Origin of the sequence: Streptomyces sp. NPDC058880 (genome assembly GCF_042742535.1) — a bacterium.
Taxonomy (GTDB): Bacteria; Actinomycetota; Actinomycetes; order Streptomycetales; family Streptomycetaceae; genus Streptomyces.
Genome location: NZ_JBHYMC010000085.1, coordinates 9,569 through 23,480, shown reverse-complemented (window position 1 = coordinate 23,480; position 13,912 = coordinate 9,569). Strand labels below are relative to the sequence as shown.

Here is a 13,912-nt window from a genome sequence, read left to right as displayed (position 1 = left end):
ATCACCCGCAGCCGCCTCGGACGCCTCACCCGCCAAGGCTTCCTCACCCAGCCCGGACGAGGCTGCTACCAGAAACGGACTTAACGTCCTCTCAGGCGTCAGAGGCAGGCCAGGATTGGTGTGGAGTGGCCCTGTCGAGAGCCGCGCTGGTGCTTCCAGCACGACTTCCCACCCTGCGTCCAGGACGAGGGTCAGCCGAAAGTCGATGCTGATCCTGACGACACTCAGGCCTCGGAGGTTCAGGATCCAGCGGTCCTCGTGCTCGACCGGTTCCACTTCAGTGCTCATCACCACACCATGGTCCACTCCGTCGCAGGCACCAAGGGATTTCACTCCTCTTCGGCATCACCCTCTGCCGAGCCGTCGATGGTCACTGCCTTTGGATGTTCCGCAGAAGCCAGCTTCGCTGAGAGCGCGAGGAGAGGCGTTCGCGACCATCCCGGCAAACCGGCAGCTCAGAACAAGATCAACGGACACTGCAGTGCGACGGGACATGATCTCATTTTTCTGGTCCCGGGCAGCGAACGGAACACTTGGTCAGCCGCCCCTGCCACTGCTGCACCGGCCGACGCAGCCCCACCACTTCCGTGATCATCACCCTCTCGCCAGCCCACCTCCACCTCTGCCTGCGGCATCAACTCTGGACCCGCTCCACTCACGACATCCCGCTCCTCTCCTTGCCGGAAGTCATCGAAGCCCAGCGTCGACTCGACCAGCTCGCCCGCCGGCACGGTCAGATCAGACAAGGAGCGACTCTGTCGGGGATCTTGGAGTTCTCGGGACGAGGGCTGTTGGCGCTTGGAACACTTCGGACGGTCCTGCGTAGTTCCGTCCTCCTGAGTGCGTTGTGGCAAACCGGATCTCGTTCGAATCCTGCGGTGCGGGTGATCATTCGGGCAGAGATGTCAGTGCGGTCGTGGGCATGAAGAAACGGGCCCCTTGGTAGTGACGTGGTTGTTGAGGCCGGTCACGAGCAAGGAGACCCGTTGTGCGACGAGTTGACCATCCCTGCTGTACCCGCGTCCACCACGGTCATCCCTGAGTGTGACTGCTACGTGCACAGGTTCGGTTCGATCGCTCCGGGACGGCGGGCGCGGTGCTATCCGAGTGACATGACGGACGCGGAGTGGGCCGAGGTCCGTGCCGCGATGCCGGTACCGGCCTGGCTGCTCAAGCGGAGCGGGCGTCCGGAGGCGTACTGCCACCGCGAGATGCTCGACGCTGTGCGCTACCTGGTCGACAACGGCGTGAAGTGGATGGCCATGCCGGTCGACTTCCCGTACTGGCCCTCCCCGGCATCCACATCCGGCTCCGTGACCGCGGGCTGCTGCCCCGGCAACACCTTCTCGACGGCGGCTACCTCTCGGTCTCGCTGCTGCACCGCTCCCTCCGCGACCACCAGGTCGAACTCGTCGGCCCGGTCAAGGCCAGCGGTGCATGGCAGAGCAAGGAACAGACCGGCTTAACCCAGGACGACTTCACCATCGACTTCGACCAGCGCCAGGTCACCTGCCCCAATGGCGAGACCAGCCACATCTGGCTTAAGCCACCGGCCATGGCCCCCTACACCGTGGCCCGGTTTCGCCCATACCAGTGCAACCCGTGCCCCGACCGGCCCGCCTGCGCCCGCGGCACTGCTGCCCGCACCGTGAACTTCCTCCCACAGCATCTGCATGAACTCCAGGCCCAGAACCGCGCGAACCAGCAAGACTCCCAATGGAGACGGCTCTGCGCCACCCGGTCCGGAGTCGAAGGCACCATCTGCGAGTTCATCAACGGACACCGGGCCCGCCGCAGCCGCTACCACGGCCACCGCAAGACACACGTGCAGCACGTCCTGACCGGCATCGCCATCAACATTGAACGCCTCGCCTCACGCACAACTCGCCACCCCCACCGCCCCCGGCGCCCCACGACCTTCCAGCAGTACCTCGATGCCCGCGGCCTGACCTGGGAATGCTGGTGGCGGCAAGGCAAATGAGCCGCGCGCACAAGATCCCCGACAGAGTCGCACAGCGATCCGCCGCCCGGAGACAGAACGCGGAGCCGCCCCCGGCTGACGCGGGCCCGCGCCCTGCCCTGGCGGCCCTGCTGACGTTGCGCGAGGTGCGCGAACAGCTCGCCGGCTGGGAGAGCGGACTGATCGAAACCGCCCGCGGGCAGGGAGCCAGCTGGGCCGACCTTGCAGGCCCCCTTGGCGTCTCCAGCCGCCAGGCCGCCGAGCGCCGCTACCTGCGACTGCGCCCCGGCACGCCTGGCTCCACCGGTGAGGAGCGTGTCCAGGCCACCCGTAATTCACGTGCTGCGGACCGCACCGTCACCGCATGGGCCCGCGACAACGCAGCGGACCTGCGTCGCCTCGCCGGACAGATCACCGCCCTCACCGACCTGCCCGAGAATGCCCAGGACGCGGTCGGCGAGCTGAACCTGGCACTCGCCGATAACGACCCTGCCCGCCTCGTCCGCCCGCTGACCGCCACGCGCGCGTACCTACGGCCCGAAGACGCCGGCCTCGCCGAACGCATCGACACCCTCACGCGGCACACCGAACAGCTCCGCCAGGACACCCACGACCAACGCAGCACTTGAGCCTGGGACACCCGAGATCGCCGCTTCATGCGGCGAAGCTCTTTCGCCTGATGGAAGGGCACCCACGAACCGTTGCGGACGCCGATCTCGCCAGCGCATGACGACCCGATGTGCGCCCGCCCCGCCGTCCCATGATCCCGCCCAGAGCAGATGGCCTGGGCGGTTTCCTGAAGCGCGGGAACATGGTCCGCCTGGCAGCGGTCACGGTCGCGCCGTCTGCTCCAGCGCTCCGAGCGGAAAGCCGGAACAGACGGTTCCTCTGTGCGGGGCTGCTTCTGTGGTTACAGGGTGCGGGTCAGGTGGTCAGTGAGGAGCCGGGTGAAGCGGGCCGGGTCGGGCAGGTCGCCTCCTTCGGCGAGCAGAGCGCTGCCGTAGATCAGCTCGGCGATCTCCGTCAGAGCGGGGGCCTCGGCGTCTGCGTGGTGTGCGGTGCGAAGTGCGGTGATCAGGGGGTGTGTGGGGTTGAGTTCCAGGATCCTTTTGACGGTGGGCATCTGCTGGCCCATGGCCCGGTACATCTTTTCCAGGGTGGGTGTGACGTCGTGGGCGTCGCCGACGATGCAGGCTGCCGAGGTTGTCAGGCGTGATGACAGGCGTACCTGCTTGACGTGGTCGGACAGGGTGGTGGTCAGCCAGGGCAGCACGGCGGCGAAGTCCTGCTCGCGCTGGGCCTTGTCGGCTTCGGTTTCCGTTCCGCCGTCGGCGGTGTCGTCGAGGTCGACCTGGCCCTTGGCGATGGACTGCAGGCGATGGCCGTCGAATGCGGGGACCTGGTCGACCCATACCTCGTCGATGGGGTCGGTGAGGATGAGCACCTCGTAGCCCTTGGCGGCGAAGGCTTCCATGTGGGGGGACTTCTCGACCATGGCGCGGGTCTCGCCGGTCAGGTAGTAGATGGTGTCCTGACCTTCCTTCATGCGCTCGACGTACTCGCGCAGTGTGGTGGTCTTCTCCTGGTCGTGAGTGGAGGCGGCCGACACCAGCTCCAGCAGGGCCTCGGTGTTGTCGGTGTCCTCGAGCAGGCCCTCCTTCAGTGCTCGGCCGAACTGGGCCCAAACCTTCGCGTAGCGCTCGGCGCCCTTGGCCTGCATGTCCTTGAGTGCGCCGAGAACCTTCTTGACCAGGCGTCGGCGTACGCCTTGGATCTGGCGGTCATGCTGGAGGAGCTCGCGAGAGACGTTCAGCGACAGGTCGTGGGCGTCCACGACGCCCTTCACGAAGCGCAGGTAGTTGGGCATGAGCGCTTCGCAGTCGTCCATGATGAACACCCGCTTCACGTACAGCTGCACGCCGGACTTGGACTCGCGGGAGTACAGGTCGAAGGGGGCCTGTTCGGGGATGAAGAGCAGCGCCTCGTATTCGAAGGTGCCTTCGGCGCGCATGTGGATCGTATCGGCCGGGGGCAGCCAGTCGTGGCTGATCTGCTGGTAGAACTCGTTGTACTCGTCCTCGGTCACCTCGCTTCGAGGCCGGGCCCACAGCGCCTTCATCGAGTTGAGCGTGTCGAGGGCGGAGGTGGCTTCGCCGTCGGCATCGGTCCGGTCGGTGGCCATGCGGATCGGCCAGCGGATGAAGTCCGAGTAGCGCTTGACGGTCTGTCGGATCTTCGATTCGGAGAGGTAGTCGGCGAGTCCGTCCTCGCTGTCGACGGGCTTGAGGTGCAGGGTGACCGAGGTGCCGACGGGGAGGTCGTCGGCGGCCTGGATGGTGTAGGAGCCCTCGCCGTCGGACTCCCACTGGGTACCGGAGTCGGTGCCGGCCCGCCGGGTGTGCACGGTGACCTTGTCGGCGACCATGAACGCCGAGTAGAAGCCGACGCCGAACTGCCCGATCAGACTCTCCGTGGTCGCGGCGTCCTTGGACTCCTTGATCTTCTCCAGGAGGGCGGCGGTGCCGGACTTGGCGATCGTGCCAATCAGCTCCACGAGATCATCTCGGGTCATGCCGATGCCGTTGTCCCGGACGGTCAAGGTGCGGGCGTCCCTGTCGACCTCCAATGAGATGTGCAGGTCAGCGGTGCCGTTCTCGGTGAGGCTGGCATCGGTCAGTGATGCCAGCCGCAGTTTGTCCAGGGCGTCGGAGGCGTTCGAGATCAGCTCGCGCAGGAAGATGTCCTTGTTCGAGTAGATCGAGTGAATCACCAGCCGGAGCAACTGGCGGGTCTCGGCCTGGAATTCCAGCGTCTCGACGCTGCTGGGCATGCTGGGTCCTTTCAGCGGAAGGTCAGATACGGATGGGCCTGAGGCAGAGGCCTCGTCGGCGTGACGCGCAGGTGGTGCGCACCGCGGACGGAGGATTGCTCGGCGTGTGCGGGTCAGTCTTCGTCGGAGGCTGTCGTCGTGCGGTGGGCTTCGAGGACGTCCAGGGAGTCGACGAGAGCGGTGTGGCGGGCGTCGAGGTGGGGACGCATGCCGGCCAGGGGCGCGATGAGCTCGGCGGCGTCCGCGGCGCCGAGAGCGGTGTGCAGGGCGGCCTGCGCCGAGCGCGCTTCGGGCCTGAGGTGAGCGAGAGCGGTGATCTGTCCGGCGAGGCGACGCAGGTCGGCTGCGTTGGCTCGGGCCCAAGTGGCGGCGGTGCGGTCAGCGGCACGGCGTTCGCGGGTGGCCTGCACACGCTGCTCTCCGGTGGTACCGGCGGGGCCGGGCCGGCCGCGCAGGTAGCGGCGTTCAGCAGCTTGGCGGCTGGCGACACCGAGGGGATGGGCAAGCTCTGCCCAGCTGGCGCCTGCATCGCGGGCGGTTTCGATCAGACCGGTCTCCCAGCCGGCGAGCTGCTCACGCACCTGCCGCAGCAACATGAGTGAGGCCAGAGCCTGTTCGGGGCCGGGCCCGAGGGCGTCGGCAGTGTCGTTCTGGGCGTCGCGCAACGCGTCGTCCATGGCCACCAGGGCTGCCGCGGCAGCCATGAAGGACGCCGGACTGCGGGCCTCGCTACCGGGCGCGGACGGCTGATGGGCTGCGGTCACGGGCACCTCCTTCGAATGTCATCAGGTTGACGACGACATGATTGTCATCCACTGGATGACATGTTACAACAGGGTCTGTGCAGCGCATTGGCAGCAACCGTTCGAACCTGCTGGAGGTGTTTCACGATGTTGATGCGCACTGCCCCCTTCCGTGAGCTGGACCGGATGGCGCAGCAACTGGTGGGTCCGGGTACCTGGTCGAAGCCGTCGGTGATGCCGATGGACGCCTACCGCGAGGGTGACGAGTACGTGGTGGCCTTCGATGTCCCCGGCGTGACCGCAGACGCGATCGACATCGACATCGAGAGGAACATGCTGACCGTCAAGGCCGAGCGACGGCCGACGGCCAAGGCCGACAACGTCAAGATGGAGCTGTCCGAGCGGCCGCTGGGCGTCTTCTCCCGCCAGATCATGCTCGCCGACACTCTCGACACCGAGCGCATCCAAGCTGACTACGAGGCCGGCGTTCTCACCCTGCGCATCCCGATCGCCGAGCGCGCCAAGCCCCGCAAGATCTCCATCGGTGCCGGCTCCGACCGCAAGGAGATCTCCGGCTGACCAGTCCGGAACCGGTGCGGAGGACAGCCCATCCGATCTCCCCCTCCCTGGCCTCCGCACCCCCTGTGGAACCGACAACACCAAGGGGCGGCGGCTGATGACCTTGCGACGGAAAGTGTTCCTCGACCATGTGAAGGAACGCGGCGAATACGACATCGCGGACTAGGCCGAGCGTGCGGCGCGCGTCGTGCTTGCCCTGCTCGGCACCCACTAGATCGGCAGGGTCCGCGCCCAGCACGCGGCACGCCCTGCCGGAAGGCTTCAGCATGATCCTGCTCAACCCGCTGGAGAGCGCCGAGCCGCTTCCCCCGAGCGATTCGTCCGCGCGACCGCCGCCCGAATCGAGGGCGCCACCGAGCAGACCGCGACGAGAGACGTCAGCGCCGTGCCGGCCACCGTCGCCGACACGGCAGGCGAAGACCTGACAAGGCAGATCCTGCCTCAGCTCCCCGTCGGCTACGACCTTCTCTTCGGCCGCCCCCAACCCATCTGACGAAGACCGGGAGTGCCACGTGCCCGGCGCTCCCACGGCTCCTGAAAGGCATGCACCGCAGTGATCACCGACGCCCGCGTACCGCTCACGCACCAGCAGCCGTGCTCGACGGCCTACGAGCAGATGCTGGAGAAGGTCCGATACGAAGGCGCCTACCCCACCCGTGAACGGGCCGAAGAAGCTGTCCGCGTAGTGCTCACCGGACTCGGACGTCAACTGACCGGTGACGAACGCGTCGACCTGGCCCGCTGCCTGCCCCTTGAGGCGGCACGCGTGCTGACCGCGCAGATCCCCGACACCCGGCCACTGACCGGCTGGGACTTCGTCAAGGACCTCGCCACACGCTCCGGCGCCTCTCTGGCCACCACCCGCTGGGACACCGGCGCCGTCTTCACCGCCGTCACAGCCCACGCCGGCCCCGACCTGACCAGCCGCATCCTCCACCAGCTCCCTACCGACTGGGCTCTGCTGTTCGGCCAAGCAGAAATCACCCCCGCCACATAGCCACCGAGACGCCCGCCCAGGAGACATCTCCGGGCTCGCCGAGGCTCCAGCCCCCGACTGCCGACTCCGGTCGTGCTGGTCGCGCAGATACTGCTGCTTCCAGGGTTCCTCTACTTGTTCGTAGGCTCGGAGCTGGCCGCCCGGCATGACTGTTGCCCACTGTCGAAGGTATGACCTGGGGGGTGGTGTCACCGGGTCCGGGGGTGTTCGTCGGAGACGCTGATCAGAGGTCCGGCCACCGTCCGGTCCGGCGCAATGCTGGACAGTTCGCGGGCGGCAGGTCTGCATAACGTGGATGCGCGAGCACGACACCCGAGCCGGGGCCGGCACCGTCAACACCCCCTGGGAAGGGGCACGATGTTCGAGATCGAAGACGTGGGCGTGTTCCTCGGCCTGGACGTCGGCAAGAGCAGCCATCACGGTCATGGGCTCACCCCGGGCGGGAAGAAGGTCTTCGACAAGCAGCTGCCCAACAGCGAGCCCAAGCTGCGGGCCGTCTTCGACAAACTGACCGCGAAGTTCGCCACCGTGCTGGTGATCGTGGACCAGCCCGCCTCCATCGGCGCTCTGCCACTGACCGTCGCCCGCGACGCGGGCTGCCAGGTCGCCTACCTGCCCGGACTGGCGATGCGCCGGATCGCCGGCCTCTACCCGGGCGAGGCCAAGACCGACGCCAAGGACGCCGCCGTCATCGCGGACGCCGCCCGGACGATGCCGCACACCCTGCGCTCGCTGGAGCTGACCGACCAGATCACCGCCGAGCTGACCGTGCTCGTCGGCTTCGACCAGGACCTGGCCGCCGAGGCCACCCGCACCTCCAACCGGATACGCGGCCTGCTCACCCAGTTCCACCCCAGCCTGGAACGCGTCCTGGGCCCGCGCCTGGACCACCAGGCCGTGACCTGGCTGCTGGAGCGCTACGGATCCCCAGCCGCCCTGCGCAAGGCCGGACGCCGCAGACTCGTCGAGCTGATCCGCCCGAAGGCCCCGCGCATGGCCACCAGGCTGATCGACGACGTCTTCAACGCGCTCGACGAGCAGACCGTCGTCGTTCCCGGGACCGGGACCCTCGACATCGTCATCCCCTCCCTGGCCGCCTCGCTGGCCGCTGTCCACACCCAGCGCCGGGCGATGGAAGCCCAGATCAACGCCCTGCTGGAGGCTCACCCTCATTCCCGGTCCTGACGTCGATGCCCGGCGTCGGCGCCAGGACCGCCGCCGTCCTCCTGGTCACCGTCGGCGACGGCACCAGCTTCCCCACCGCCGCCCACCTCGCCTCCTACGCCGGCCTCGCCCCAGCCACCAAGCAGTCCGGGACCTCGATCCATGGCGAACACGCACCCCGAGGCGGAAACCGGCAGCTCAAACGGGCGATGTTTCTCTCCGCCTTCGCCTGCATGAACGCCGACCCAGCCTCCCGCGCCTACTACGACAAGCAACGCGCCCGCGGCAAGACCCACACCCAGGCCCTCCTCCGCCTCGCCCGCCAACGCATCAGCGTCCTGTTCGCCATGCTCCGCGACGGCACCTTCTACGAATCCCGGACACCGACGGACATCGAGCTCGCCGCCTAGCCTCAGCGAGCCCGAACCACCCGAAACCCGACACAGGCGCCTTGACGAAAGACATAGAGGCACCCCCCACTTCTCGCCCCAGGCACCTCATGTTCACTCGGGAGAGTGATGGGTGGGCCGCACGATCCAGCAGTTACACCTCGGCATCCCAGCACTGCTGCATTTACCAGAGGATCCGTAGGCGCCGACGCCGATCTGAGTGGCCGTCAGTGCTAGGCGCACTCCAGAATGACCAATTATTTTCATAACGACATATTAAGAGATATGTCGGGGCAGGGAATTCTCTGCGGATGAGGCGGTGTGCGCCCGTCCTGCCGTCCCGGGGCCTCGCACCGCCGCCGGGGACCATTCCTCAGCAGAAAGGCCCTCGTGGTGACGTACAGTGACCCGGAAACCCGGCCGCGGGTCAGGCGCAGGTGGCCCAGCCCCCGCCGCCCGGAGACTCCGCCCGTACAGGTCGTCTCGGAACCCCTCGTGTGCTCACGGGCCACGCCCGCACGGGAGAACCGCCGGAACGGCTGGCGTGTCGGGGTGACAGCAGCAGCGTGCGCTGTTCTCGTCGGAGCGGCGGCGCTGCCCGCCACCGCCTATTCCGCGGCCGCTCCACCCCCTTCCGGCAGACAGGCGGTCACGTCCGGGACCTACACGTTCGACTACACCGGGACGCCTCAAACCCTGGCGGACGTCCCTGCCGGAGCCATCGTCACCGTCACCGCAGACGGAGCCGGCGGCGGCTCGTGCTTCGCCAGTACGGGCGGCACGGGGGCCCGGGTCACGACGACGCTACGGACCGCGTCAGTCACCACGTACACCGTCAGGGTCGGTGGAACCGGTCAGCGATGCAACTTCGGCCCCGAGGGCGGCTTCAACGGCGGTGGGAGCAGTGGAGGCGGGAGCGGTGGCCCGCGAGGCTCGAGCGGAGGCGGCGCCTCGAGTGTCACTGCCGGCACGGCCCTTCAGGTCGTTGCGGGCGGGGGCGGCGGGAGCGGCGGGGGGAGTGGCAACGGCCGTGCGGGCGGGAGCGGCGGACAGCCGGATGGCGGGGCCGGAGGCGCCGGAACCGGCGAGGCCCCCGGCTCGGGCGGTGGCGGCGGTCTGACCAGCACCGGTGCCCCCGGCTCGGGGGGAGCCGGGGCGGGTGCTCAGGAGAACTGCACTAGCTTTTCCGGGGACGGTGGGACCGGTTTCGACGCGGCAACCGGCGTGGTCGGCACGGGCGGGCACGGCGGTGACCTCGCGGGCGGATGTGCCGGAGGTGGCGGCGGAGGCGGTGGCGGGGGCGGCTACTTCGGCGGTGGCGGCGGCGGAGGAGGAGGGGACGACGCGGGCGGCGGCGGTGGCGGGGGCAGCAGCTACGCCAGCGGGACGGACACCAGCTACGGCCTGTCGACCGTCGGCACCCCGAACAGCAACGGTCAGGTGACCGTCACCGTCACGGCCTTCCCCAGCCTGACGATCGCCAATGAGCACACCGGCCACTTCACCCATGGCAGGAACGGCGCCTACACCCTCACCGTCACGAACATCGGCAGCGGGCCGTCCGGCGGCGCCGTCACCGTTGCCGACAGGCTCCCCGCCGAACTGGCCCCCGTCTCCATCCGCGGTGACGGGTGGGAATGCGTCTTCGTCAGCCTCACCTGCACCCGCAACGACAGCCTCGCCCCGGGCGACAGCTACCCTGCCGTCACCCTCACCGTGAGGGCCGACTGCAGGACCTTCGACAAGTTCGGCTTCGGACCTGGCGACAGCACCATCAGAGCGGCCAACGCAGCGACCGTCACGGGCGGCGGCAGCGCCCCCGACACCGCCGCCGACCCCACCACGATCAGGTGTGGGCGGGGCGGACTGCACCACGGCGTCTCTCGCATGCACCAGTGGCCGCCAAGGCACTGAACCCGAGTTCCATAGCAGGCCGTCAGATGTCGCGCGCGAGCCGCCGGCCCGACCGGCTGTTCCGCCCCTGAGCCTGCCGTGCCGGCCTCGTCGACCTCCACTGCGCATCTCCGAGATGACATGGCGGACGCCCCGTCTTCGTAGATATGCACGGATGGTGCGGGGAAGTGTCCAGTGAACGGTGGTTCTGGAGTTGTCGGAGGCTCAGCGGCGGGCGGCTGAGAGTCGTCCGTCGAAGGTGATGTCGAAGGCACGGCATCGTCGACGCCCTTGCCAAGGTCGGCGTCACCTGCCGGGCGGACCAGGCCTATCGGGGTGCCGGTAGAACGGTCCCCACCCCCTACTGCGGCCGCTGGGGAACCCTTACCACCGGTCAGAAGGCCGTCAACCACTCGCACGCGAAGATCCGCGCACTCGTAGAGCGGGCCAGGGCCACCCTCAAAGCCTGGCGACTCCTCCGCAAGATCCGATGCTCGACCACCCGCGTCACCGCACTCGTCCAGGCCGTCCTCGCCCTGCACCTGGCCAGCTCAGAGCGATGATGGAAAAGGCTCGGTGTCAGTCGCTGATACCCGGCCGCCCACCCCGCTGGTGGACGGCCCTGGCCGACGACAGCGGCCGATACCCCTTCACGCGGTACCAGGCCCGGCGTACCGAGTGCTGCTACAGGACGGCCGCGATGAAACGGGCGTCCTGAGCAGTACCGACGTTGTGATCGGCGTGGCCGACGCAGTCCCCGGAGCGGCCACCAGTGAGGTTGATCCCGGGGAGTGGACACCGGGTTTCATGCGGCGAGTACAGCGTACGTGATGTGATCAGTTGCTGTTCGAACTCGGCTGGTGTGAGGTAGCCGAGGGCGGAGTGCCGACGCCGCCGGTTGTAGTACGAGAGCCAGCGGAACACCTCAAGCCGTGTCTGCGCCTTCGAGGTCCAGCATCGCCCGTGAAGCAGTTCTCGTTTGAGGCCTTGGAAGAACGACTCGGCGAGGGCGTTGTCGTAGCTCGAGCCGATCCGGCCCATGCTGCGGCGGATTCCGTGCTGGCGGCAGACGTCGGCGAAGGCAGCCGCGTTGTACTGGGGCGCCCCTGTCGGTGTGGAAGACGACGCCGTTCACCTGGCCGCCGCGGGACAGATCTCCTGACGGAAGGCATGTCATGAAGTTCGCGGTCATGGGCGGTACCGGGCTGATCGGGTCGCAGGTCGTCACGAATCTGAACGCCGCCGGGCACGAGGCGGTGCCACGGGGGTACGCCTTCACGAACCACCGCCCGCCTGCGCGGTCCTCGGCCAGGTAGTTGCGGGTCGCCGTTCCCGCCGGTCCTGTGCTGACCGCAGCCGGTGAGATCCGGTACAGCAGCGCCAGGATCCCGGCCACGACCCTCGCCTCGGCCTCGCCGCTCATCGCGCTGCCCTCGGCGTCGGGGCGGCCCCGCGGACGGGCGCCGGGCCGGACGCCCGGCCCAGGCCCGCGGCTGGTCGGCGTACGCACGTCCTTCACCAGCCCATCTGCGCATAGGCACGGCCCTCGGCGATGCTGCTGATGGCTGTCCGGGTGTAGGAGACGAGACGGTCCGGAAGCTCGTGGGTCGGCCACCACTTCCAGGTCAGGCACTTGTCCGGCTCGCGGACCTCGGGGGTGCCCTCCCAGCGGCGTGCCCGGAAGACGAGTTGCATCAAGGGCAGGCTGCCCGGGGCGTCGACGACATGGACGACGTGCGCGAGCTCGGCGTCAGCGGGGTCGATGACCAGCCCCGCCTCCTCCCACGCCTCGCGGACCAGGCACGCGAGGGCGGACTCCTGCTCGCACCGCCCGGCGAGGTAGTGCCAGGTGTCGCCCGCGTACTTCACATCGGGGTGACGCAGGCCTAGCAGCACCCGGCCTTCGGCGTCTTCGATGTGGAGGTGGACCCCGACGCCGTTCAGCACCACCCGCTCGCCCCCGTCCCACACCGGAGGAGCCACGGCCCGGCCGTCGCCCGGAGGGTTCGCGGCGGCGTGCCGGTGAATCAGAGCACGGGTGGCGGGGCTCAGCCGCAGCCGGTCCAGATCATCGGGCGCGAACCAGCGCAGCAGCACACCCTCGTGCAGCGTGAGATGGTCGGGATTGCCGCGCCACCGGCCGGCGAAGACCCGGACGGGGACGCTGAGGCCGTCGATGCTGGTGGCGTCCTCCACGGCGTAGGGCGTGAGGTCCTCAAGGTGGAGGTCGGGCACCTCCTCGGACAGCTCCCGCAGCAGCGTGCCCTCAAGGCTCCGGTCCCCGTGCGTACGCCCGCCACCGAGGAGCGCGAACGCCCCCGACTCCCAGATGACGCCGGGCTTGTGGTCGCGCAAATGGAGCAGGTAACGGCCGGCCCCGTCGTGGATGAGCGCGGAGGCGTTCACCGGCTCCGGCCGGCCGTCCAGGCGTGCCTGGAGGAGCTTCGTGCGCAGGGTCGGCGAGGTGACCTCCGGCTGTGGGAGCCACTGGGCGCCGGACGCCCCCACGTCCTGCAACGCGATCGCCGGCGGCTCCTCGCCGGCGAGGTAGAAGACATAGCGGACGTCGTGGTGGCGGTGGGCCGGTTCGCCCGTGGCGGGGTTGGCGTCGACATCGTGGACGCCGATGTCGATCGGAGAGCCGAGCAGCTGCCGGGTCAGGCACAGGGCGCCCGGCCTGCTCCGACACCTCGCGCAGCGCCGCGGCGAGCAGTGTTCGGTCCTCGGGCTCGATGCGGCCGCCCGGGGCGGAGATGAGGCCGCCGGTGGCCCGGAGCGGGGTGTGCAGCACCCGGCCCTGCCGGTCGATCACGACGGCGCTGCACGTGACGTGCCCGGGCAGCGTCGTCCGGGCGGTCGTGTCGACGGGCCGGTCCAGGGCGGCGAGCAGCCCGGCCAGGGCGTCGCGCTCGCCGGGGTGGCGGTGGAGGTAGTCCTCGACGGTCCTGCGGACTGCGGTGGGGCTGGGGGGCATGTGACTGATCTCGCCTTCGACGGAATGGGGCGGTACGGCCGGCCGGGCTGGAGGAAGTCGTGCTGGCGGATCAGCTCACCGTCTCGTGGCCGGAGGGCTGTGCCGCGGGGCCTGGGAACCGGATTGGGTGCGGGCGCCTGCCCGTACTGGGCGGCCTGGGCGGTGAACATCCCCTGGTACAGGCCGCCCGTGCGGGCCATCAGATCCTCGTGGGTGCCGTCCTCGACGACACAGCCTTGATCGAGGACGTGGATGTGGTCGGCGTGCATGGTCGCGGGGGGGGGGGGCCCGCCCACACCACAGTTGGCGGCCCCCCCCCCCCCCCCCGCCCCCCCACGCCCCGCCCCGCGGCGGGGCGCGTTTAAAAGGAGGGACCCAGCGCG

Annotated in this window: 9 protein-coding genes and 7 pseudogenes; 10 read left to right on the top strand and 6 right to left on the bottom strand. The window is 68.9% G+C overall.

What is annotated here, in order from left to right:
- Positions 1–288, bottom strand: a 288-nt coding sequence (locus tag ACFW2G_RS30600; protein ID WP_384455201.1) for a DUF6188 family protein, incomplete at its 3' end; no start/stop codon positions are given.
- 824 nt (positions 289–1,112) lie between these two features.
- Between ACFW2G_RS30600 and ACFW2G_RS30595 the strand changes: the two are divergent.
- From ACFW2G_RS30595 to ACFW2G_RS30585, 3 genes and pseudogenes are all read left to right on the top strand, one after another.
- A pseudogene (locus ACFW2G_RS30595) lies at positions 1,113–1,229 on the top strand (IS5/IS1182 family transposase); the annotation flags it as partial.
- 23 nt (positions 1,230–1,252) lie between these two features.
- Positions 1,253–1,981 (top strand): transposase, encoded by a 729-nt coding sequence (locus ACFW2G_RS30590; RefSeq protein ID WP_384455203.1) that lies wholly within the window; start codon positions 1,253–1,255, stop codon positions 1,979–1,981.
- Positions 1,957–2,589 (top strand): HSP18 transcriptional regulator, encoded by a 633-nt coding sequence (locus tag ACFW2G_RS30585; RefSeq protein WP_384455207.1) that lies wholly within the window; start codon positions 1,957–1,959, stop codon positions 2,587–2,589. The genes ACFW2G_RS30590 and ACFW2G_RS30585 overlap by 25 nt, the downstream gene beginning before the upstream one ends.
- Before the next feature lie 281 nt (positions 2,590–2,870).
- Here ACFW2G_RS30585 and htpG read toward each other — a convergent pair whose 3' ends face one another.
- Complete coding sequence (gene htpG / locus ACFW2G_RS30580; RefSeq protein ID WP_384455210.1) at positions 2,871–4,790, bottom strand: molecular chaperone HtpG; 1,920 nt, start codon at positions 4,788–4,790, stop codon at positions 2,871–2,873.
- 113 nt (positions 4,791–4,903) lie between these two features.
- Entirely contained in the window at positions 4,904–5,554 is a 651-nt protein-coding gene (locus ACFW2G_RS30575; RefSeq protein ID WP_384455213.1) for a type III effector protein, read from the bottom strand.
- Positions 5,555–5,680: 126 nt separating this feature from the next.
- Here ACFW2G_RS30575 and ACFW2G_RS30570 point away from each other — a divergent pair, with 126 nt between their 5' ends.
- The 6 genes and pseudogenes from ACFW2G_RS30570 to ACFW2G_RS30545 all read left to right on the top strand — a co-directional run.
- Positions 5,681–6,112, top strand: a complete 432-nt coding sequence (locus ACFW2G_RS30570; protein ID WP_384455215.1) for an Hsp20/alpha crystallin family protein — start codon at positions 5,681–5,683, stop codon at positions 6,110–6,112.
- Positions 6,113–6,209: 97 nt separating this feature from the next.
- A pseudogene (locus ACFW2G_RS30565) lies at positions 6,210–6,605 on the top strand (DUF2267 domain-containing protein).
- 60 nt (positions 6,606–6,665) lie between these two features.
- Positions 6,666–7,109 (top strand): DUF2267 domain-containing protein, encoded by a 444-nt coding sequence (locus ACFW2G_RS30560; protein WP_384585175.1) that lies wholly within the window; start codon positions 6,666–6,668, stop codon positions 7,107–7,109.
- A 357-nt stretch (positions 7,110–7,466) separates the two neighbouring features.
- A pseudogene (locus ACFW2G_RS30555) lies at positions 7,467–8,683 on the top strand (IS110 family transposase).
- 1,203 nt (positions 8,684–9,886) lie between these two features.
- Positions 9,887–10,576: a hypothetical protein gene (locus ACFW2G_RS30550; protein WP_384455221.1), complete on the top strand. Its 690-nt coding sequence runs from the start codon at positions 9,887–9,889 to the stop codon at positions 10,574–10,576.
- A 245-nt stretch (positions 10,577–10,821) separates the two neighbouring features.
- Positions 10,822–11,118 (top strand): annotated as a pseudogene (locus ACFW2G_RS30545) (transposase family protein); the annotation flags it as partial.
- 256 nt (positions 11,119–11,374) lie between these two features.
- Here ACFW2G_RS30545 and ACFW2G_RS30540 read toward each other — a convergent pair.
- Positions 11,375–11,705, bottom strand: a pseudogene (locus ACFW2G_RS30540) (transposase); the annotation flags it as partial.
- Positions 11,706–11,730: 25 nt separating this feature from the next.
- On the opposite strand from ACFW2G_RS30540, the pseudogene ACFW2G_RS30535 reads away from it, so the two are divergent.
- A pseudogene (locus tag ACFW2G_RS30535) lies at positions 11,731–11,817 on the top strand (LysR family transcriptional regulator); the annotation flags it as partial.
- Positions 11,818–12,070: 253 nt separating this feature from the next.
- Here the strand turns inward: ACFW2G_RS30535 and ACFW2G_RS30530 are convergent.
- Together ACFW2G_RS30530 and ACFW2G_RS30525 are read right to left on the bottom strand one after the other, a co-directional pair.
- Positions 12,071–13,063, bottom strand: a complete 993-nt coding sequence (locus ACFW2G_RS30530) for an NUDIX domain-containing protein (protein ID WP_384585172.1) — start codon at positions 13,061–13,063, stop codon at positions 12,071–12,073.
- Positions 13,064–13,268: 205 nt separating this feature from the next.
- A pseudogene (locus tag ACFW2G_RS30525) lies at positions 13,269–13,529 on the bottom strand (NUDIX hydrolase); the annotation flags it as partial.
- Positions 13,530–13,912 lie beyond the last annotated feature (383 nt).

Bases quoted from the DNA above. Each gene is read 5' to 3' on its own strand.
- ACFW2G_RS30585 (WP_384455207.1), top strand. From the start codon at position 1,957: ATGCTGGTGGCGGCAAGGCAAATGAGCCGCGCGCACAAGATCCCCGAC.
- ACFW2G_RS30570 (WP_384455215.1), top strand. From the start codon at position 5,681: ATGTTGATGCGCACTGCCCCCTTCCGTGAGCTGGACCGGATGGCGCAG.
- htpG (WP_384455210.1), bottom strand. From the start codon at position 4,790: ATGCCCAGCAGCGTCGAGACGCTGGAATTCCAGGCCGAGACCCGCCAG.